18 protein-coding genes are annotated in these 20,831 nt (G+C 70.0%); 6 read left to right on the top strand and 12 right to left on the bottom strand.

What is annotated here, in order from left to right:
- Positions 1-9 precede the first annotated feature (9 nt).
- Positions 10-1,299: an ABC1 kinase family protein gene (locus tag HPA02_RS05350; RefSeq protein ID WP_146802058.1), complete on the top strand. Its 1,290-nt coding sequence runs from the start codon at positions 10-12 to the stop codon at positions 1,297-1,299.
- Position 1,300: 1 nt separating this feature from the next.
- Here the strand turns inward: HPA02_RS05350 and HPA02_RS05355 are convergent, their stop codons facing one another.
- Entirely contained in the window at positions 1,301-3,196 is a 1,896-nt protein-coding gene (locus tag HPA02_RS05355) for a coiled-coil domain-containing protein (RefSeq protein ID WP_146802059.1), read from the bottom strand.
- 128 nt (positions 3,197-3,324) lie between these two features.
- On the opposite strand from HPA02_RS05355, the gene HPA02_RS05360 reads away from it, so the two are divergent.
- Positions 3,325-5,139, top strand: coding sequence for an SEC-C domain-containing protein (locus tag HPA02_RS05360; protein ID WP_146802060.1), 1,815 nt, complete (start codon positions 3,325-3,327; stop codon positions 5,137-5,139).
- 184 nt (positions 5,140-5,323) lie between these two features.
- Here HPA02_RS05360 and HPA02_RS05365 read toward each other — a convergent pair whose 3' ends face one another.
- Positions 5,324-6,685: an AmpG family muropeptide MFS transporter gene (locus tag HPA02_RS05365; RefSeq protein ID WP_146802061.1), complete on the bottom strand. Its 1,362-nt coding sequence runs from the start codon at positions 6,683-6,685 to the stop codon at positions 5,324-5,326.
- A 193-nt stretch (positions 6,686-6,878) separates the two neighbouring features.
- On the opposite strand from HPA02_RS05365, the gene rfaH reads away from it, so the two are divergent.
- The 3 genes from rfaH (at position 6,879) to ccoM (ending at position 8,235) form a co-directional block, all read left to right on the top strand.
- Positions 6,879-7,409: a transcription/translation regulatory transformer protein RfaH gene (gene rfaH / locus HPA02_RS05370; RefSeq protein WP_146802062.1), complete on the top strand. Its 531-nt coding sequence runs from the start codon at positions 6,879-6,881 to the stop codon at positions 7,407-7,409.
- Positions 7,410-7,442: 33 nt separating this feature from the next.
- The gene (locus HPA02_RS05375; RefSeq protein ID WP_146802063.1) at positions 7,443-7,952 is read left to right on the top strand and encodes an FKBP-type peptidyl-prolyl cis-trans isomerase; all 510 of its coding nucleotides are present in this window, start codon (positions 7,443-7,445) and stop codon (positions 7,950-7,952) included.
- 160 nt (positions 7,953-8,112) lie between these two features.
- Positions 8,113-8,235 (top strand): cytochrome c oxidase subunit CcoM, encoded by a 123-nt coding sequence (gene ccoM, locus HPA02_RS18535; RefSeq protein ID WP_269750167.1) that lies wholly within the window; start codon positions 8,113-8,115, stop codon positions 8,233-8,235.
- Positions 8,236-8,358: 123 nt separating this feature from the next.
- On the opposite strand, the gene HPA02_RS05380 is transcribed toward ccoM, so the two are convergent.
- The 6 genes from HPA02_RS05380 to HPA02_RS05405 form a co-directional block, all read right to left on the bottom strand.
- Positions 8,359-11,016, bottom strand: coding sequence for a bifunctional diguanylate cyclase/phosphodiesterase (locus HPA02_RS05380; protein ID WP_146802064.1), 2,658 nt, complete (start codon positions 11,014-11,016; stop codon positions 8,359-8,361).
- A gap of 37 nt (positions 11,017-11,053) precedes the next feature.
- Complete coding sequence (locus HPA02_RS05385; RefSeq protein ID WP_232341053.1) at positions 11,054-11,584, bottom strand: transglycosylase SLT domain-containing protein; 531 nt, start codon at positions 11,582-11,584, stop codon at positions 11,054-11,056.
- A 79-nt stretch (positions 11,585-11,663) separates the two neighbouring features.
- Complete coding sequence (locus tag HPA02_RS05390; protein ID WP_146802066.1) at positions 11,664-13,385, bottom strand: proline--tRNA ligase; 1,722 nt, start codon at positions 13,383-13,385, stop codon at positions 11,664-11,666.
- 388 nt (positions 13,386-13,773) lie between these two features.
- A complete protein-coding gene (locus HPA02_RS05395) occupies positions 13,774-14,673 on the bottom strand; it encodes a carbon-nitrogen hydrolase family protein (protein ID WP_146802067.1) in 900 nt (299 codons plus the stop codon).
- On the bottom strand, positions 14,670-15,266 hold the full coding sequence (locus HPA02_RS05400; protein ID WP_146802068.1) for a GNAT family N-acetyltransferase: 597 nt from the start codon (positions 15,264-15,266) through the stop codon (positions 14,670-14,672). Before HPA02_RS05400 ends, HPA02_RS05395 begins: the two co-directional genes overlap by 4 nt.
- Before the next feature lie 86 nt (positions 15,267-15,352).
- Positions 15,353-16,552 (bottom strand): benzoate/H(+) symporter BenE family transporter, encoded by a 1,200-nt coding sequence (locus tag HPA02_RS05405; protein ID WP_146802069.1) that lies wholly within the window; start codon positions 16,550-16,552, stop codon positions 15,353-15,355.
- A gap of 118 nt (positions 16,553-16,670) precedes the next feature.
- Here HPA02_RS05405 and HPA02_RS05410 point away from each other — a divergent pair, with 118 nt between their 5' ends.
- Positions 16,671-17,252 carry a helix-turn-helix domain-containing protein gene (locus HPA02_RS05410; protein ID WP_146802070.1) on the top strand — a complete coding sequence of 194 codons (582 nt, stop codon included), beginning with the start codon at positions 16,671-16,673 and terminating at the stop codon, positions 17,250-17,252.
- Here the strand turns inward: HPA02_RS05410 and HPA02_RS05415 are convergent.
- The 4 genes from HPA02_RS05415 to HPA02_RS05430 form a co-directional block, all read right to left on the bottom strand.
- Positions 17,213-18,148, bottom strand: coding sequence for an N-acetylmuramoyl-L-alanine amidase (locus tag HPA02_RS05415; RefSeq protein WP_146802071.1), 936 nt, complete (start codon positions 18,146-18,148; stop codon positions 17,213-17,215). The two genes, HPA02_RS05410 and HPA02_RS05415, sit on opposite strands and share 40 nt — an antisense overlap.
- A 4-nt stretch (positions 18,149-18,152) precedes the next feature.
- Positions 18,153-18,905 carry a DUF3307 domain-containing protein gene (locus HPA02_RS05420; protein ID WP_146802072.1) on the bottom strand — a complete coding sequence of 251 codons (753 nt, stop codon included), beginning with the start codon at positions 18,903-18,905 and terminating at the stop codon, positions 18,153-18,155.
- Positions 18,898-19,545: a MarR family transcriptional regulator gene (locus HPA02_RS05425; RefSeq protein ID WP_146802073.1), complete on the bottom strand. Its 648-nt coding sequence runs from the start codon at positions 19,543-19,545 to the stop codon at positions 18,898-18,900. The genes HPA02_RS05420 and HPA02_RS05425 overlap by 8 nt, the downstream gene beginning before the upstream one ends.
- A 100-nt stretch (positions 19,546-19,645) precedes the next feature.
- Positions 19,646-20,830 carry a vWA domain-containing protein gene (locus HPA02_RS05430; protein ID WP_146802074.1) on the bottom strand — a complete coding sequence of 395 codons (1,185 nt, stop codon included), beginning with the start codon at positions 20,828-20,830 and terminating at the stop codon, positions 19,646-19,648.
- Between the last annotated feature and the right edge of the window lies 1 nt (position 20,831).

The raw sequence follows: 20,831 nt of genomic DNA on the forward strand, positions 1-20,831 counted from the left end.
TGTATCATTATGCGTGAGCGCGGCAGAACACGACGATTGCTGGGGCTGGGGGCACGGGCCGGCGGGGCCGTGCTGCGCACCCGCCTCGGCGGCGAGGCCGACTGGCAGGCCCTGGGTGAGGCCCTCTTCGAGGGACTCTCCGAGCTCAAGGGGCCGGCCATGAAGCTGGCCCAGATCATGTCCCAGTGGGATGACCTCTTGCCGCCGGCCCTGGCCGAGGAGCTGGCGCGGCTGCAACGCCAGGCCGAGCCGATGCCCTGGGAGCGGATCCGCGCCACCCTGGCGGCGGAGTATGACGACCTCGAGGCGCGCTTCACCGAGATCGAGCCGCGGCCCTTCGCCAGCGCCTCCATGGGCCAGGTGCATCGTGCCTGGACGCCGGCGGGGGAGGCCCTGGTGCTCAAGGTGCAGTACCCGGGGCTCGCCGAGGTGCTGGAGGGGGACCTCTCCCAGGTCAAGCGGCTGATGCGCCTGGGGCGTTGGCTCAAGGTGCCCCAGGCGCGCCTGGATGCGCTCTTCGAGGAGCTGGCGGAGAGCCTGCGCGGCGAGCTCGACTATCGCGCCGAGGCCGCGGCCCTGGCGCGTTATCGCACCCGTTATGCCGGCTGGCCCGGCCTGGCCTTTCCCGAACCGGTGGAGGCGCACTGCACGTCTCGGGTGCTGGCCATGCGCTACCTGCCCGGCACGCCGCTGCGGGAGCTGGAGGGTGACGACGGGGCTCGCCGCCAGGCGCTGGCGACGCAGCTCGCCGACTGGCTCACCGAGGAGCTCTTCGTGCATGGCGAGCTGCACGCCGACCCCCATGCCGGCAATTTCGCGGTGGATGACGCCGGACGCCTGGTGATCTATGACCTGGGCGCGGTGATCCGCGTCGCCGAGGCGCGCCTTCGGCAACTGCTGGCGCTGCTCGAGGCGACCCTGGCGGGGGATGCGTTGGGCATGGAGACGGCGGTGCTGGCGATGGGGGGGCGCCAGGGGCAGGGGGCGCCCCTGGCGCTCTATCGTGAGTCCGCCGAGGCGGTGGCGCCGCTGTTCGCTCCCGGTGAACAGGACTTCGGCGATGTGCGGGTACATCGCCGCCTGCGGGCGCTGAGCCCCAAGGTGTGGGCGGCCATGGATCGCCTCCAGCCGCCGGCGGATACGCTGCTGCTGGCGCGCACCCTCAATGGCCACTACTGGAACCTGGTGCGCCTGGGAGCACGGCTGAACATGCACGAGCGCAGCCGGCCACTGCTGGCCTGGGGGCGGGGCGAGGTCGGCGTTGCTGCGCTTAGCCGGGCCCCGACCGCGCCGGTATAGCCTAGTGATCTAATGCGCGGCGGGCGGTCACCAGCGCCCGATACCAGTCGCGCTTCGGGGCCCCCACCGCTGGCGGGCGCTGGCTCAGGTAGCTGACGTTGGCGGTCTCGCGAGCGCCGCCGCCCGAGTGACTGGCGTGGTAGTTGGAGAGCATGGTCAGGGTGGCGTGACGGGCCCCATAGTGCTCATGCAGGAAGTCGATGGCCGCGGGTTCGAGCTCCACCTGGTAGTGGCGCACCAGGGCCAGCGCCAGTTGCTCCGCGGGCCGCGACAGGTCGACCCGAATCTCCTTGACCATGGCGGCTCCCAGGGCCGCCTTGGCCGCCGCCGAGAGGTTGGGCTCCAGCTGGCCGAAATCGGCGGCATTGGTGCTGTTGATGGCGCGCTGCACCTCCGGGCGCGAGAGCTGGATATGCGGCTCCAGGGCCAGGGCGATCTCGATGGCCAGGCGCTTGGAGGCGTCCAGATTCAGCGGGGCGCACACCGGCTGGCCCGAGCTCAGGCGCTGCGGTGAATCGATTCCCGCCTCGGCCAGGTGGCTGGCCAGGTGCTTGCAGACCCGCGCCTTGGCCTCGTCGTCGAGCTCGATCACATGCTCGCGGAGTCGCAGGCCGCGGCGCCCAGGGCCCAGGCGCAGCCGGGTCTGGTCATCCTTCTCCTCGCTGATGCGCTCCCAGCGCTCCAGCATCTTGAGCAACTGGGCGTGCTGGCGCCCGACCTGCTCATAGGCCGCCGAGACGCTCTTGTAGAGGCGCAGGGCGTTGGCCAGCACATCCGATTGCCGACGCAGGCGGGTGCGCTGGCCGGGGGCCGCCGCCAGGCGCGGCAGCTCCTCGGCCAGGGCGTCCATGGCGGCCTGGGAGCGCTCCAGCAGCACCTCGGCGCGCAGCCCCGAGGCGGCGTCCTCCACCAGGGTGTCGGACTGCTCGGCCAGGTAGACGGTCAGCGCCTTGAGCCGCGACAGCCCGGTGGCCTGGGCGATGCGATGGCGAGCGCGGGCCTGTTCCAGGGCATCGAAGGCCTGGGCCAACTTCCAGCGGCCCTTGTATTCGAAGGTGAGCATGGGGATCTGGCGGCCGCTGATCAGCTCGAAGGCCAGCACCAGCATCTCCTCCACGTCCTGCAGGGTCATCAGCAGCTCGTCGTCCTGCTCGATGGCCGCCAGCACCCGCTCGATGAAATGCTCGTCGCGCACCACCCCCTGGCGCAGGTCCGGGGCCTCACCGGCAAAGCGGGCCCGCAGCAGGTCGGCGGCGCCGGGGGCCACCTCGGTCAGGGTCTGGAACTGGGGTTCCAGCAGCTCGCCGTAGAGCTGCTGGAGGTCCTGGATGCGGGCGTGCAGGCCGACCCGGCGATAGATATCGATCTGGCCGATGATCCGCGCGCTCTCCCGGTCGTCGAGCAGCTCCAGGGCGGCCAGCTCCACCCCCTCCGGGGAGAGGTCCTCCTTGCGCAGCAGCATGGCGGCGGCCTCGCGGCGCCGGGCCTCCCCCTCCAGGGCGTCGACGATCAGGTTGCGGGTGGCCAGCAGCAGCTCCGGCAGGGCCTTGATCACCCGCTCGATCTGGGCGCTGGTACGCGCCGCCTTGCGCGCCCCGGTGAACTGATGCACCAGGTTGGCCGCCACCCCGGCCACGCCGGTGATCACCGTATAGGTGATAAAGAAGATGTAGTTCTGCGCGCTGGGCGCCTGCCCATAGCCGAGCAGATAGCCGCCCCAGGCTCCCAGCAGGGTCACCGGTCCCGCGGTCCACAGGATCTGCAGCAGGCTCACCGACCAGGGCACCCGCTCCACGGCCCGGGTGATGCGCTCGATTTCGTCGCGGCCCTGGCGCTCCAGGCGCACCCGGGGGGCCTCGTCATCATTGGCGGGAGGGCGTCGAAAGGGCAGGCGCAAGGCGGGACTTCCTGTACTGGAGGCGAGCAGCCACACCCTAGCACCTCGCCCCGGAGCTGGCCACGCCGCGGATGAGTCGCTCGGGCCCGACGTGCTAGAATATGCCCCTTTTCCTGGCGGAGATTGTCATGCTGTCGGTATGGGTGGAACAGCTGCTGGGCTACGCCTCGGGCGCCCTGGTGGCGATTCGCGACGATGAACACTATCCGTCGCTGGTGGGATGGGCCCGCACCGAGGGCGCCGATCGCCTGGGGGGCAACCTGGCGCTGGCCCAGGCCCTGGCCCCGGAACTGTGGTCCCAGACGCCCCTGGAGCGCCTCGATTTCGAGTGCGAGCGGCTGGCGCGCCCCGGGCGCAACGAGCCCTGCTGGTGCGACTCCGGGCGCAAGACCAAGCATTGCTGCGGCGCCGTTCAGGTACCGGGGCCGGTGCCCAGCCACCTGATGTGGATGCTCTCGCTGCGGGAGTGGAAGGGCGATGCCCTCAAGGCGGCCCTGGCCAGCGGCAAGGCTCCGGCCCAGGCGCTGCTGGAGGCGGGGCTGATCGCCGCCGAGAGCGGCCAGCGCGGGCGCGCCCAGCAGATCCTCGAGTCGCTGTTCGACGAGCAGGGCGACTGGTCGCGACTCCCGGATCAGGCGGAGCCCGCCTTCGAGCTGTTGATCGATCTCTATCAGGAGCGCGGCTTCCTGCGCAAGCGCGAGGCCTTGCTGGATGCGGTGCTCGACCGCGGGCCGCTGTTCCTGCGTGGTGTGGCCCTGGAGCGACTCTGCCTGTTGCACCTGGACAACGACGACCTGGCCAGTGCCCGGGAGGCCTTCGTGCGGGCCCAGCAGGCGCTGCCGGACTCGCCCACCCTGGCCTATATCGAGGCGATGCTACTGCTCCACGAGGGACAGGAGGAGGAGGCGGCCCAGCGCGCCCGCTTCTGGTTGCGGCGCCTGGCTCGCCAGGGCGACATGGACCCGGAGCAGCTGGAGTTCCTGGGCGAGCTGGCCGAGAACCCCGGCGCCACCCTGGCCGAACAGATGGTCAACTCCGAGGAGAACCTGGCCGGTCCCCTGGTGGCCCTGCAGAGCCTGCTGGCGGAACTGCCCACGGCGCCGGTGCTCGGCGTCACTCAGGGCGAGGCGGGCGCCATCGTCTACGCCAGCTCGGCCCGGGAGGACACCCTCTATGCGGCCTGGCGGGCCCATTTCCCGACCCGTGTCGACGAGGAGACGGTGCTGGGCTTCGAGGCCGACCCCTGGGGGGAGGCGGAGGCCTGGCTCAGCGAGTTGTGCGCCAACCCCGAGTGGCTCGACAGCCCCCGCGTCCACCAGGACCTGGCCCTGGCATTGACCAGCCGCTTCGGTAGCCTGCCGTGGATGGCCCCGAGCCTCTTCGAGCCCCTGGCCGAGCGCCTCGAGCGCTGGCTGACCCAGCTCGATGGTCAGGGCGAGCGGCTCGCCTGGGACGACGGCGACAACGCCGTGCTGCTGCGCAGCGGCCTGGCCCTGGTGGTGGGCATGGAGCGCGGCGCCCGCGAGCGCTCCCGGCGCCTCGCCGAGCGCCTGCTGGCCCTGGACCCCGAGGATAGCCTGGGGCTGCGCGAGCTGGTGCTCGACCAACTACTCAGGGAGGGACGCAACGCCCAGGCCCTGGAGGTCAGCGACGTGGCCCTGGAGACGCCGCTGCTCGGCGTGCTGATGGGCCGGGTGCTGGCGCTGCTGCGCCTGGAGCGCTTCGACGAGGCCGCCGAGGCGCTGCAGGCGGCCGTCGCCGTCAATGGCCATGTGGTGGCCATGCTCTGCGACGAGAAGGTGCGTCCCATGGCGCTGCCCAGCGACCAGGCGCCGCCCGCGGGCAGCCGCGCCGAGGCCTGGCAGTATCGCACCCTGATGCGTGACCAGTGGACGGCGACCCGGGGGGCCCTGGCCTGGCTGCTGGAGCAGCGCAAGGGCTAGGAGCACGGCCTTCTCCCCTGGGGGAGGGGCGCGCCGTCGGCATGGCCAAGGGGCGCTGGGGGCAGGGCGGAGCGGGGTCCTATGCCAGGGATGGCATCGGTAGCGCCCAGGGACGGGTTCACAGCGCCCCGCGAAGGCCTGCCCCCAGGGTAGCCCCGATCTCACCTAGTGGCGTGTCGACGCCTTATCCGGCCCGGGGCGCCGGCACCAGGTCGCGATCGCGACTGATCCAGAGGGCCAGGGCGATCGCTGGCAGCCCCAGCAGGGTGGAGATCAGGAAAAAGGTCGCATAGCCCTCGGCGGCCACCACCAGGCCGCCGAAGCCGCTGAGGAACTTGCCGGGCAGGGTCATCAGCGACGAGAAGAGCGCGTACTGGGTCGCGGTATAGGCCTTGGAGGTAAGGCCGGAGAGGAAGGCGATAAAGACCGCGCTGGCCAGGCCGTTGGCCAGGTTGTCGCCGACGATGGCCATCACCAGCAGCGGCAAGCTCTGGCCGGAGAGCGCCAGGGCGGCGAACAGCAGGTTGGTGAGCGTGGCCGCCGCCGCGCCCAGCACCAGGATGGGGCCGACGCCGTAGCGTGCCACCAGCAGGCCACCGAGCAGGCCCCCACCGATACTCATGGCGATGCCGAACACATTGGTGACATTGGCGATGGTGGCGAGCGAGAAGCCCAGGTCGATATACAGGGGGTTGGCCATGGAGGCCATGGCCAGGTCGCTGATCCGGAACACCGCAACGAACAGCAGCAGCCACAGCGCCTTGCGCCGGTGCCGGGTAAAGAAGTCGGTAAAAGGGCAGACCACGGCGCCGATCGCCCAGGCCAGCAGGCGTCGCAGCCAGCGCGGTCGGCCGCGGCTGGCGCGTAGGAAGGCACGCACCCGGGGTTCATGGATCAGTTGGGCGGCCAGTGGCAGGCGCGCCGGCTCCGGGCGCACCAGCACCGTGACGACCCCGATGCCCACCAGGGCCGCCATGCTCAGGTAGGCGGCCTGCCAGGAGAGTAGCGAGGCCACATAGAGGGCCCCGGCGCCGGCGGCCAGCAGGCCGCCCCGGTAGCCGATGATATAGGTGGAGGCCATGGCCGCCTGCATGTCCTCCGGGGCCGATTCGATACGAAAGGCATCGATGGCGATATCCTGGGTGGCCGAGCCGAAGGCCACCAGCAGGGCACAGGCCGCCACCAGTGGCAGGTTGCCCTGGGGCTCGAGGCTGGCCAGGGCGGCCAGGCCGCTGGCGATCATCAATTGCGCCAGCAGCATCCAGCCGCGGCGCTGGCCGAAGTGGCGGGTCAGTAGCGGCAGGGCCAGGCGATCCACCACCGGGGCCCAGAAGAACTTGATCGAGTAGAGCATGCCGATCCAGGCGAAGAAGCCAATGGCGGCGACTTCGACCCCGTCGCCGCGCAGCCAGGCGGAGAGGGTCGAGAAGACCAGCAGGAAGGGCAGGCCGGCGGAGAAGCCCAGGAACAGCATGGTGATGACCGGCGCGCGCAGGTAGATGGCGAGGGCGCCGCGCCAGCTGCGATGGGCGGTGGGTTGGGGCATCGAGAAGGCTCTCCCTGGCAGGGCGATGACGGACAGTCGCCGCCGACGATGATAAACTGGGCCACTTGCCGACAGGCCGTGCGGTGATCCGACCGGCATGGCCAGGGTCGATTGTTACAGAGCCGCCGCTGACTGGGAACCGCCGCCGCGGGGTTTCTGGCCGGCGGCGCCACTCGGGCAAGTCAGGAGAGTCATGCACCACGCCATCGATGCGCGCGCCAAGCCCGGGACCGCCCGCTGGTACGTGATCCAGTGCAAGGGAGGCGAGTCCTTCCGCGCCGCCGAGCACCTGGTGAACCAGGCCTACGAGGTCTTTCATCCGGTGCTGGAGGTGCAGCGCCGGCGGCGCGGTCGCCTCCTGTGGGTCGAGGAACCGCTGTTTCCCCACTACCTCTTTATTCGTCTCGATCGCCTCGCCAGCGACTGGCGACCGATTCGTTCCACCCGCGGCGTGTTGCGCCTGGTGAGTTTCGGCGGCGAGCCCCTGGCGGTGGATGACGGCCTGATCGAGGCCCTGCGCCAGGGCGCCACCCACCAGGCTGCCGAGGCCAATCACTACTTCCGCGCCGGCGAGCCGGTGACCATTACCGAAGGCCCCTTCCAGGCCCTGACCGCGGTATTCGAGCGCCATAAGGGCGAGGAGCGTGCCATCGTGCTGCTCGACCTGCTGCACCGCCGTCAGCGCCTGGAGATGCCGGTGGCCCGGCTGCAGCCCCAGCGCTGAGCCTCGCCCGCGCCCCGTCATAGGAGAGAACTCATGAGCCAGATCGCCCCCCAGCGGGTCGTGACCCTGCACTATGTCCTCGAGGACGCCGCCGGGCAGGTGCTCGACGATTCCCGGGCCCGCCAGCAGCCCCTGGAGTACCTCCATGGCCACGACAATATCGTCGCCGGCCTGGAGCGGGCCCTGGATGGCCAGGCCGAGGGCGCCACCCTCAGCGTGACGCTGATGCCGGCGGAGGCCTATGGCCTGCGCGACGAGGCCCTGGTGCAGGAGGTGGCCCGCGCGTCCTTCCCGTTGGCGGAGCTGTCCCCGGGCATGCGCTTCCAGACGCCGGGGGAGGCGGGCCCACAGATCGTCACCGTGCTCGAAGTGAACGAGAGTCGGGTGCGCATCGACACCAACCACCCGCTGGCCGGCGAGACCCTGCGTTACCGGTTGGAGGTGCTGTCGATCCGCGAGGCGACCCGCGCCGAGCTGGCCAAGGGCCATCCGCTGCCGCCGGGCACCGAGGCGAGCAGCGTGGAAGACCGCAAGGTGCTCTGAAACGTGCGCCGACGCCCCTTCACTGCCCCTAAAACCTGACCTGGATCAAGGCTCCCCCCGCCCGATGGCGGGCCCCGCACCGAGACTTGATCCAGGTCAGTTCTCCCCCTCCCATCTGCCGCTAGAGTGAGGCCATACATTCACGGCGGGAGAGACGATCATGTACTGGGACGATGCCGTTATCTTCGGGTTGGTGACCGTCGGGCTGATGATCAGCTTCCTGGTGGGCTGGGTCGGTTTCATCATCCATGACCACAAGCACAAGGGCGGCAAGAAGTCCTGAGCTTCCGCCAGCGTATCGCGGAGCCCGGCGGTCGCCGGGTGTCCATAGTCGTCAGGGGAAGGGGGGCAACCCCCATTTACGCCGGCCTTCGGGCCGGTTTTTTCTTGTCCGTTCGCCGGCGCCTCAGGCATCCGCCTCCGGGGTGGCGGCCTGGGCATCCAGGCGGGCGAGGAAGGCCTCGGGGGATTCCGGGCGCGCCAGGTAGTAGCCCTGCAGCAGGTCGACGCCCTGACGGCGCAGGAAGTCGAGCTGGTGGGCGCTCTCCACGCCCTCTACCACCAGGCGCAGGCCCAGGGTGCGCACCAGGGCGATGATCGAGCGGGCCAGGGGGGCGTCATCGGCTTGGTGCAGGGGGTCGATAAAGGCCTTGTCGAGCTTGATCTCGTCGACGCTGAGCTCCTGCAGGTAGCGCAGCGAGGAGTAGCCGGTGCCGAAGTCGTCCAGGGCGATCTCCACGCCCAGGTCGCGTAGCCGCGCCAGGCGCGTTTCCATGCCCGGTGCCAGCAGCAGGGACTCCACCACCTCCAGTACCAGGCGGCCCGCGCCGACCGGATAGCGCCGGAGCAGGGCCTCGAGTTGCTCCACCAGGGTGTCGTCGTGGAGCTGCTGCACCGAGACATTCACCGACAGGTTCAGGTGGCTATCGCGCAGCGGCCCGGCCAGCAGGGCGAGGCTCTGTTCCAGCAGCCAGCTGCCGATGGGACGAATCAGGCCACTGCGCTCGGCCACCGGCACGAAGTCCCCCGGTGCCAGCAGGCCCTGGTCGGGGTGCTCCCAGCGCAGCAGCACCTCGGCACCCCGCAACACGCCGGCGGCATCGAACTGGGGCTGCAGCAACAGGCGCAGCTCCTCCCGGGGCAGCGCCTGGCGCAGTTGCTGGGTGAGCTGATCCTGGCGCTGCATCCAGCGCCCGAAGCGCGGGTCGAAGAGCGCCAGCGGATGATGGGGGTGCTCCCGGGCCTGCTTGACCGCCAACTCCGCCTTGAGCAGCAGGCGGTCGAGCTGGCGATCGTCCTCGGGGTAGCGGGCCAGGCCGAGGAAGAAGCGCAGGTGGTAGGGGGTCTCCGGAGCCAGCCAGCGCTGGGCATTGAGGGCCGAGAGCAGCTCCGCGCCCAGGGATGCCACCTGGGCGCGATCCAGCCCTCGAGCCACCAGGGCCAGGCGGTTGGAGGGCAGGCGGGCGAGGTGAGCCTCCAACTGGCGGCGCTCGCCCCAGTGGCGCAGGAAGAGCACCAGCTCGCGCAGGGCACGATCGCCGGCGGCGAAGCCGAGGGTCTCGTTGAGGCGATGCAGGCCGGTGATGCGCAGCACGCCGAGGGTGAAGTCGCCCTCCTGGCGGGCCAGGTGGGCCATCAGCTTGCGCAGGGTGGGCAGGCCGGTGGTGTCGTCGAACTCCAGGCGGCGCTTGAGGTGTTGCTCGGCGACGCGGCGATGCAGCGACTCGCTGAACTGGGAGAGCAGCCCCGACAGCGCCGTCAGGCTGCTGATCTCCTCGCTGCGCCAGTGGCGAGGGCGTGACGATTCACAGCACAGGATGCCGCGCAGTTCGCCGCCGTCGAAGATGCCGATATCCAGCAGCGAGACGATGCCATGCTGGCGAAAGTAGTCGTGCATCTCCCGCAGGCGGGGATCCGCCTCGACCCGGCTGACCGCCAGATAGGGCCCCTGCAGCAGGGCCTGGCGGTAGGCGCCGAGGGGCGCCAGATCGAGGGACTCGCCGTGCTGAGCGGGCTCCAGGCTGGCCCGGCAGATCAGCCGCTGACTCTCGGGGTCCAGGCGCCAGATACTGATGCAGGCGTCGCCCAGCAGGCGCTCGGCGTGAGCCAGGACCGCGGCCAGGAACTCCTCTTCGTTGCTGCCGCGGCGATAGAGGGCGCGCAGCGCCTGCCAGGCCTGCTGCTGGGCCGCCAGCCCCGCCTGGGTGGCCTGGAGCTCCTCGCCGATGGTCCGGCTCTGCTCGAGCTGGCGGGTCAGACGGCGGAAGAGACCGGCGGTCAACAGCGCGAAGCCCCCCATGACGCCGGCCAACCAGGGCAGGGCGGCGAGCAGGATCGCGCGTCCCGGGCGCTGGGGAGACCAGTGGAGCCAGGCCAGCTCGCGGCCGTGGGCATCGTGCATGGCCAGGCGCTGGCCCAGGCTCGGTGTTTGGGTGAGCGCCAGGTCGGGGAGGCCGGCGGTCTTGCGCAGCTCCTCCAGCAGGTCGCCCTCTAGCCGGCGGGCGAAGAGCAGGCGGTGGGGGCGGGCGGCGGGCGCCAGGTGCGGACTCTCGGGGCGAATCTCGGCGATGGCCAGCAGCATCGGTTGGTCCTGCCAGCGCGCGTAGGCGATACGGGCCCCGCGAGAGGCCCTGGGCGGCAGGGGGTGGGGAGGCTGGGTGATCGCCTGCCAGGGGGCTCCCGCTTGCATGGCGTAATCGACGCCGCCATCCGGGGCGATCAGCATGGCCAGGTCGATGGCCAGGTTGTCGCGCAGGCTGCTGCCGAGTTCCTGGGCCAGCCAGTGGGGATTGAGCGCCGGGCGCAGGTGCACCTGTTCATGGCTGGCGTCCCACAGGGCGTAGTCGAGGACCTGGCCCCCCAACTGGCGGCCGAGCTGTTCCAGTTGGGTCTCCAGGCGCGTTAGTTCGCGCTCGGCCTGCTGAGCATTCTGGGTCTGGGCCGACCACAGCAGCACCAGCAGACTCAGGGTCAGGGCGGCCAGGACCAGCAACACCAGCTGGCGTCGGATGCTTCGGTAGGCCCGATCGATCAGGTGCAGTGGGGGGTCGAGACTCTCCGCCATGGGGGCGTGGCGCCTTCCTTCGTTGTGGTGGCCAGGCTCAACGCTGGGCGGTGTCCCGGGGCAGGTTGTCCGGACCGGGGATGTGCCAGCGGCCGAGCCAGGCCCGCATCACCCGCTCCGGATACCAGGTCTCGCCATGGCTGCCGTTGTAGCGCACCAGGGCCCGCGTCACGTCGCCGTGCTCGGCGTCCAGGTAGTGGGCCAGAATGGTACAGCCATAGCGCAGGTTGAGCCAGGGATCGAGGAGGTCGTCCTGGGCGCGGCCCAGTTCGTCGACCCAGAAGGGCATCACCTGCATCAGGCCACGGGCCCCGGCATGGGAGACCGCCTCCGCCTCGAAGGCGCTCTCCACCTGGATCACCGCCATCACCAGCGCCGGCGGGAGTCCCGCCAGGGCCGCCTCGTGATAGACCCGTTCCAGAAGCCGCCGACGCAGGTCGGCGTCGCCGATAAAGCGCGCCAGGCGCGGCTCCATGCGAGTGACCCACTGCCGGGCGGCCCAGATCGCCTCGGCGCTGCGGGGCGCCTCGACCACCGCCTCCAGGGTCTGGGTGAGGCTCGTTGGCAACGTGTCGGCCTGGGCCAGGGGCGCCAGCGAGAGGCTCAGGCCCAGTAGCAGGGGCGCCAGGTGGCGCCCCCGGCGTCGCCTAGCGGCGAATGGCTTCGTCCAGGAAGTCGAACAGGCTGTCGGCGGGTACCATGGTGGCCTCTTCATCGCGGCGCCCCTTGTATTCGAGCTCACCCTTGTCGAGGCCACGATCGCCGATCACCAGGCGGTGCGGAATGCCGATCAGCTCCTGGTCGGCGAACTTGACCCCCGGCCGGGTATCGCGATCATCGAGTAACACATCGTAACCCCGGGCCGTGAGCTCAGTGTAGAGGCGTTCCGCCTCGTCGCGCACGCGCTGTGACTTATGCGCATTCATCGGTACGAGGACGATATGGAAGGGCGCGATGGCATCCGGCCAGATGATGCCATTGGCGTCGTGGTTCTGCTCGATGGCGGCGGCCACCACCCGGGTCACGCCGATGCCGTAGCAGCCCATCCACGGGTGGGTGCCCTTGCCGTTCTCGCCGAGCACGGTGGCGTTCATCGCCTCGGAGTACTTCTTGCCCAGCTGGAAGACGTGACCCACCTCGATGCCGCGCTTGATGGACAGCGTCCCCTGGCCATCCGGGGAGGGGTCGCCCTCCACCACGTTGCGCAGGTCGGCGACCTTGGGCAGGGGCAGGTCGCGCTCCCAGTTGATGCCGAAGTAGTGCTTGCCGTCGACATTGGCGCCGGCGCCGAAGTCGCTCATCAGCGCCACCGAGCGGTCGATGACGATGGGCATCTCGAGGCCCACCGGCCCCAGGGAGCCGGGGCCGGCACCCGCCGCGGCGCGGATCTCTTCCTCGGTGGCCATGGTCAGGGGCTCGGCCACCTCGGGCAGGTGCTCGGCCTTGATCTCGTTGAGCTCGTGGTCGCCGCGCACCAGCAGGGCCACCAGGCCGCCCTCGCTGCCCTTGACCATCAGGGTCTTGAGGGTCTTCTCGATGGGCAGGCCATGCTGCTCCACCAGGGCGGCGATGGTCTTGGCGTTGGGGGTGTCGACCAGGCGCAGCTCCTCGCCGGGGGCGGGGCGCTGCGCCTTGCTGCCCAGCGGCGCCGGCAGCGCCTCGGCCTTCTCGATATTGGCGGCGTAGTCGGAGTCGCTGGAGAAGACGATGGCGTCCTCGCCGGAGTCAGCCAGCACGTGGAATTCGTGGGAACGGTCGCCGCCGATGGCGCCGCTGTCGGCCAATACCGGGCGGAAGCCCAGGCCCAGGCGGGTGAAGATGCGCACATAGGCGTCGTACATGGCCTGGTAGGTCTGCTTCAGCGAGGCCTCGTCGATATGGAAGGAGTAGGCGTCCTTCATAATGAACTCGCGGGAACGCATCACCCCGAAGCGCGGCCGGATCTCATCGCGGAACTTGGTCTGGATCTGGTAGAAGTTGGCCGGCAGCTGCTTGTAGCTGTTGAGCTCGCGGCGCACCAGGTCGGTGATCACCTCTTCGTGGGTGGGGCCCACGCAGTAGTCGCGGTCGTGGCGATCCTTGAGGCGCAGCAGCTCGGGGCCATACTGCTCCCAGCGCCCCGACTCCTGCCACAGCTCGGCGGGCTGCACCGCCGGCATCAGCAGTTCCTGGGCGCCGGCCCGGTCCATCTCCTCGCGGACGATGCGCTCCACCTTGCGTAGGGTGCGCAGGCCCATCGGCAGCCAGGTGTAGAGGCCGGAGGTGAGGCGGCGGATCATCCCCGCCCGCAGCATCAGCTGGTGGCTGACCACCTCGGCGTCGTTGGGCGTTTCCTTGAGGGTGGACATCAGGAGTTCACTGGCGCGCATGGCTTGGGCGTATCCTTCGAAGCGTTAACAGGCGGGGCTGCGGCTCGCAGCGTCTTTGTCGCGCATTGTACGGCAAGCCGGGGTGGCGGCAAAACGTCGGGTCGGGAGATGGGGCATGCTGAGGGGCGCTGGGGGCCGGTCGGAGCAAAGCGTCTTTTTCAGGGGTGAGGAAGACCCTTCCGAACGGGTAGGCCATGGATGGCCTACCCCGGTCCTGAAAGCGAAGCAGGATAGCGTAGCGTCTCAGGAAAAAGTCGAGCGTCCAGGGAGGGATTCACAGCGTCTTTGCGTGGGGCCGGCCTTCCGAAGTGCCTGCCCCCAGAATAGCTCCGGGCCGCAAGAGAGGGCATGTTGACGGTTTAGCACTGCTGCCTCCAGTGCCCCTCGGCTATTCCTCGGTAAGTCGCATAGCCTCGACGCCCAGGGCGAGGCGCTGCGGTTGCAGCGCCCAGTCATGGTAGTTATTGACCTGGCCCTGCTCGCGCAGGGCGCGAATCAGCGGCAGGTCGAGGCGGGCCAGTTGCCAGCCCGGGGTGGCGTCCTCGCCCCGGGTGAGGATGCCATCCGGCGGGAAGCCGTGATCGCAGGGGGTATAGATGGCGGCATGGCCGGTATTGATATCCACCGCCGGCGACCAGAGCGCCTCGCCCACGGTGGGGGCGTGGACGATGGCCACCTGCTGCTCGATGGCGCGGGCCTGGGCCGAGAGGCGCACCCGGTGGTAGCCGGCGGGGGTGTCGGTGCAGCTGGGTACCAGCAGCAGGTCGGCACCGGCCTCGACCAGGGCCCGGGCCAGGTCGGGGAACTCGCTGTCGTAGCAGATCAGCACGCCGAGCCGCCCCGCCGGGGTATCGAAGAGACGTAGGCCGTCGCCGGCGGAGACGCCCCACTCGTCGTTCTCGAAACGGGTCATGATCTGCTTGTCCTGGTGGCCCAGGCGGCCGTCCGGGGTGATCAGCCAGGCGCGATTGACGTAGCGGCCATCGGCCAGGCGCCAGGGCAGCGACGGGGCGAGCAGGGTGACCTCATGTTGCATCGCTAGGCGCCGCCATACGGCCAGGGCATCGTCGCGTAGCGGCTGCAGCGCCTCGAGCTGGGCCGAAAGGTCGCCGATCACCGCTTCGGGCAGCAGGGAGGTGAGCTCCATGCCGCCATACTCGGGGAAGACCAGCAGGTCGGCGCCGCGGTCGGCGGCGTCCTTGACCCAGCGGCTCGCCTTGGCGACGAAGTCGTCGAAGTAGCGGAAGCGGTCGATGGGGTACTGGGCGGCGGCCACCGTGACCGTCATGGGGTCAGCTCCTTGAGCCAGAAGACCATGGGCTTGTCGCTCTCCTCGGCCTCGCCGAGATCCTTCCAGACAAAGGTGGTGGCGAGTTCGCCCCGGCGGCGGTAGCCGCGGCTCGCCCAGAATCCGTGCAGGGGGCGATAGCCGGCGGGCTTGCGGGGGTGGTCGTCGGGGCGTTCCACGGCACAGAAGGCGGCGAGGGCGAAGCCCGCGTCGCGGGCATGGGCCTCCCGCTCGGCCATAAAGGCCTTGCCGATGCCACGGCCCCGGTACTCGGGCAGCAGCAGCGACTCGCCATAGTAGAAGACCGTGGCGGGATCGATGCCGGCGGCGGCGAAGGGGGCGCGGAATTCCGCCACCTCATCGGCCAGGGGCTGGCCGGTGGCGGCACCCACCAGGGCCTCGCCGTCGAAGGCCAGCACGAAGCGGCTGGCCGGGTTCTCGGCGTAGCGGCCCAGGTAGGCGGCCTCGTAGGCGGGATCGCCGTCGTAGAGGTAGGGAAAGTCGCGGAACACCCGGATGCGCAGCCCGGCGAGCGCCTCCAGGTAGGGGGCGATGGTCGGCCCCTGGCGGGTGGTCAAGGTCAGCCCGGTCATGACGCCTCTCTGCGGCCGGTGAAATGTCCGAACCCTAGCAGGCCGCGGGGCCGTCGCCAATTCTCCCGGCGACGCGAGACTAGGCCTTAGCGCCGCCAGGCATGCAGCCCCAGCATGGCCATTCCCGCCAGCAGGCCCCAGAAGGCGGCGCCGATGCCCAATAGGGTGACCCCGGAGGCGGTGAACAAACAGGTGACCAGGGCGGCGTCGCGCTGCTCGGGGTCGGCCATGGCGCCGGCCAGGCCATTGCCGATGGTGCCCAGCAATGCCAGGCCGGCCAGGGCCATCACCAGCTCGGCGGGGAAGGCGGCGAACAGGGCGGTGACGGTGGCGCCGAAGATCCCCAGCACCAGGTAGCCGGCCCCGGCGGCGACCCCGGCGGTGTAGCGCCGGGCCGGGTCCTCGTGGGCCTCGCGGCCCAGGCAGACCGCGGCACTGATCGCCGCCAGGTTGAGGGCGAAGCCGCCGAAGGGCGCCAGCACCAGGGTGGTGGCGCCGGTCCAGCCGATCAGCGGCGAGCTGGGGGCCGGGTAGCCGGCGGCCCGCAATACCGTGATGCCGGGCAGGTTCTGGGTGGCCATGGTCACCACGAAGAGCGGGATGCCCACGCCGATCAGGGTCGAGAGCGCAAGGCTCGGCGCGGTGAAGACCGGCAGGGTCGGGGTCAGGGCGATACCGTCCAATTGGAGCTGCCCCTGGGCGGCGCTGATCACCACCCCGGTGAGCAGCACCAGGACGATGGCGTAGCGGGGCACGAAACGCCGGCCCAGGGCATAGGCCAGCAGCATGGCCAGGGGCAGCGGCCACTGGGTCTCGAAGGTAGCGAAGAGGTCGATGCCGAAGCGCAGCAGCACCCCGGCCAGCATGGCCGCGGCCAGGGCCGGGGGAATGCGCTTGACCAGGGCGCCGAACAGGCCGGTGACGCCGCACAGGGTGATCAGCGCCGCCGAGAAGAGGAAGGCGCCGATCGCCTCCTCCATGGGTACGCCGGGCAGGCTGGTGGCGAGCAGGGCGGCCCCGGGGGTCGACCAGGCGGTGAGCACCGGCATGCGGTAGCGTAGCGACAGTCCCAGGGAGGTCATCCCCATGCCGATGCCCAGGGCCCACAGCCAGGATCCGATCTGTGCCTGACTGGCGCCCGCCGCCTCGGCGGCCTGGAAGATGATCACCGCCGAACTGCCATAGCCCACCAGCACCGCCACCAGGCCGGCGGTGACGGTGGAGGGGCTGAGGTCGCGCCATAGCGAGCGACGCGATGCCTCGAATCCTTGAGTCTGGGGTGGCATGCCGATGTCTCCTGACGCCGGGGCGTCTGCCTGCGATGTGCGTTATAGCGTACAATGGCGGCACTCTAGCATTGTGCGCTATAACGCACAATAGGAATAACTCTCATTGGAGGCGCTGATGCAGGAGATCGCCAACCATCTCGCCACCCGACTGCGCGGCCTGCGCAAGGCGCAGGGCTGGAGCCTCGACCGTGCGGCCCGGGCCACCAGGGTCAGCAAGGCGATGCTGGGGCAGATCGAGCGGGGCGAGTCGAGCCCCACGGTATCGACGCTATGGAAGATCGCCAGCGGTTTCGCGGTCTCCTTCTCGTCGCTGTTCGCCCCGCCGGGGGCGGACGCCGAGGAGGGGCCGGCGGCGGAGACCCGCTGGGGGCGCGATGCCGCGGGTATGCAGGCGCGGGTGCTTTTCCCCTTCGACCCGCTGCTGGGCTTCGAGATGTTCGAGATCGAGCTGGCCCCCGGGGCGGTCAGCGAGTCGTCGCCCCATGCCCGGGGGGTGGTGGAGCATATCGTGGTGGTCGAAGGCACCCTGGGGCTGACCCTGGAGGGCGACGAGGCGCGGCGCCTGGAACCCGGCGAGGGGCTGCGCTTCCATGCCGACCGTCACCATGTGATGCGCAATCTGGGCGAGGGGCCGCTGCGCTTCCATGATGTCATCCACTATCTGCCGGGCGCCGCCTCCGGGGACGCCTCGGTATAAGGCGTTAGCGCCTCAAGGGCCTCGGGGTGGTAGCGCTCCAGCAGCGCCCAGAGCATCGCCGCCGTCTCGGCATCCGGCCGGCCGCGGTAGTCGGCGGGACGAAAGCGCATCTGGAAGGCGCGTAGCACGGCGCGGGTCGGAGCATCGAGCTCGCCGCTGACCTCGAGGGGGTAGCCCCAGGCCGCCAGGGCCCGCTGCAGGGTGGCGGTGTCGGGGGTGGCCGCGGCGAAGCGCGCCCGGTAGTGGGCCACCCTGGCCGCCTCGGGCCAGACGCCGATGCCGGCCGCATAGAGTCGCTGCCAGGGGAAGGCGGGGCCCGGGTCGATCTTGCGGGTCGGGGCGATATCCGAGTGGGCCACCACGTCGCTGGGACGGATGCCGTGGCGTGCGATGATATCCCGGGCCAGGCGGATCAGGGCGTCGATCTGCGCCTCGGGGTAGGGCGCCCAGTGGATGGCAGGGGCGACCTCGGGGGCCGCCTCCAGGGCGGCTTCCACCTCGGCGAAGGAGCGGTCGGGGCCAAGGTTGACGACCTCGATGCCGATGGAGGTGTCGTTGAGGTTGGTGCGTCCCCGCCAGGCGCTGGCGCCGGCGTGCCAGGCGCGTCGGGACTCGTCCACCAACTGGTAGACCAGCGGCTCGCCGTCGTGCCGGCGAGCCGGGAGCGGCAGCACATAATGGGCGCTGACATGGGGACCGGTCAGTGTCGCCAGGGAGCGCGCCTCGTCGCTGCTGGTGTAGTGGATCACCAGGTGGCGCACCCGGCTGGTATGGGACGGGGCGCCATGGGTGTGATCGACAAGATAGCCATGGCGCCGCTCCAGCATGGATGGGGCGGTACACCCGGTCAGCAGGAGCAGGGAAGCGGCGACAAGCACCGTCAGGGATCGCCACATCGGCTTAGCCCTCCAGCAGCCGTCTTAGGATCAAGCCCAGGGCCAGGGTCGAGGCGACGCTGAGCAGGGTGCCCAGCAGCACATACTCGGTGAGCTTGCGGTCTTGGGCCTCGCGCAGGTCCCCGAAGCGCAGCACCGACTTGGCGGCGAGCAGGAAGCCCACCGCCGTGAGCTGGTCGAGCAGCACCAGGGTCAGTACCAGGAAGCGCTCCAGCATGCCGATCCTCGCACCCGCCGCCGCCAGGGTCCCGGTGGCCTCGAGCTGGTCGCTCCAGCGCCGCATCACCAGGGCGATGGCGATGGAGAGCGGACGCGACACCAGCAGGTAGGCGCAGGCCAGGCCCAGCACCCGGGGCGTGGCGAGCCAGGCAACGGCGGCCCCGAGCGGCTGCCAGCTGCCGACCCAGGCCAGCCAGACCCCCACCAGCACCAGCCCATGAAGGGCCTGATCGAGCAGGAACCAGCGCAGCCGGTGAGGCGATAGCCATGACTTGGCCAGGTCGATCCACCAGTGGCTGATCGCCACGACCAGGACGCCGAAGAGCACCGCCAGCGCCCCCCGTTGCGCATCATGGGCGGCGGCGATGACCAGAACGGCAAGGGTGAGGGCCGCGTGCACCAGGGCATGCTGCCAGAGGTGCGGCGAGCGGTGCCCCAGGCGATAGCGCTCCTCGACCCAGGCGCGTGGCTGGAGCAGGAAGTCGCCGGTCAAATGGGCCAGCCACAGCGCCAGCAACAGGGAGTCGGGATTAGTCATGGGCCGGGGTCTCGTCCTTGAGGCGCCGTTCCAGGTAGCCGAGGGTCTCCTGGAGCAGCGACCAGTGAGCCGTGCGCAGGCGTTTATGGACGGCGGGTTGGCTGATGCCGAGCCGCTCGGCCAGGGCCTGCTGGGATTCAGGATGACACAGCAGCTCGGCGATGGCCTCCGCGGCGGCGGGGGTCCAGGCGTCGAGCAGGGCGTCCAGGTGGCGTATCAGCAGGGCCAGGCAGGGCGCGTCGCCCGACGTCAGCCGCAGGGCCAGGTGGTGGTCGCCGTCCAGGGCATCGAGTGTCTCGCCGGAGGTCACGAAAGGCGCCGAGCTCGCATCGGCGATGCGCGCCTCGTCCCGCCATGGGTCGTCATGGCCGATGGCGATGGCCAGGCGGGCATCCCAGCGCTGCCGGGGCCGGGAGTGGCGAATCAGCTCGGCGCGCAGCAGGACGGCGGCCGATACGCCCTGCCAGGCCTGGGGGAGGACGAGCTGGAAGCCGTCGCCCCGGTAGCGTTGGCTGATCGCGCCGAAGCGAGTGGCCAGTCGGGACAGGGCGTGATCGAGGACCGCCGAGAGCCGCTCCGCGGGACCCAACCGGCGCGAGGCGATGATATCGCCGGTGATGACCGCAATGGTGGGGGGCATGGCTATCTCCCGAACGGGCCTGCCGCGGGGTCACGGTAGGCATCTGTCCTCAATATAGCCTCTATGAGTTATTTTTCCAGATAATAACTATATTTGGTTATTATCTCCGCCGCGCCAGTTCGACCATCGCCGCCTCCAGCCCCGCTAGGCTCAGGGGATACATGCGATCCTCGATCAGCTCGCGGATCAGCTGGGTGGAGTGGGTAAACTCCCAGGCCCGGGGCGGCATGGGATTGAGCCACACCAGGCGGGGGAAGGCGTCCACCAGGCGCCTGAGCCACACCGCCCCGGCCTCGTCGTTGAAGTGCTCGACGCTGCCGCCGGGGTGGGTGATCTCGTAGGGCGACATGGCCGCATCGCCGACGATCACCACCTGGTAGTCGCGCCCATAGGTATGCAGCACGTCCAGGGTCGGGATGCGTTCGTCATGACGCCTGGCGTTGTCCCTCCATAGGCCTTCATAGACGCAGTTATGGAAGTAGTAGGGCTCCAGGTGCTTGAACTCGGCCCGGGCCGCCGAGAAGAGTTCCTCGCAGGTGCGGATATGGTCGTCCATGGAGCCGCCCACATCGAGCAGCAGCAGCACCTTCACCGCGTTATGCCGCTCGGGGCGCATCTGTACGTTAAGCAGGCCGGCGTCCCGGGCCGTCTCGCGGATGGTGGCATCCACGTCGAATTCCGCCGCGGCCCCCTGGCGGGCGAACTTCCGTAGCCGGCGCAGGGCCATCTTGATATTGCGGGTGCCGAGCTCCAGGGAGTCGTCGTAGTCGCGGAAACGTCGTTCATCCCACACCTTCACCGCCCGGCGGTGGCGGGAGCCGTCCTGGCCGATACGGATGCCCTCCGGGTGGTAGCCGTAGGCGCCGAAGGGGCTGGTGCCGCCGGTGCCGATCCACTTGTTGCCCCCGGCGTGGCGCTCCTTCTGCTCTTCCAGGCGCCGCTTGAAGGTCTCGATCAGCGCCTCGAGCCCGCCGAGGGAATCGATCTTCGCCTTCTCCTCCTCGCTGAGCCGCTTCTCGAACTCGCGGCGCAGCCAGTCGTCGGGGATCAGCGCCTCGATGGCGGCATCCAGATTCTCGAGGCCCTCGAACCAGGCGGCGAAGGCGCGATCGAAGCGGTCGAAGTGGCGCTCGTCCTTGACCATGACGGTGCGCGCCACCCGGTAGAAGGCCTCCATGTCGGCGAACACCACGCCGCGTTCCACCACCGCGTGGAGGTCGAGCAGCTCGCGCAGGGAAACCGGCACCCCGGCGCGCTTGAGGGTCTCGAACAGGCCGATAAACATG

It is taken from the genome of Bisbaumannia pacifica (assembly GCF_007989625.1).
GTDB lineage: Bacteria > Pseudomonadota > Gammaproteobacteria > Pseudomonadales > Halomonadaceae > Bisbaumannia > Bisbaumannia pacifica.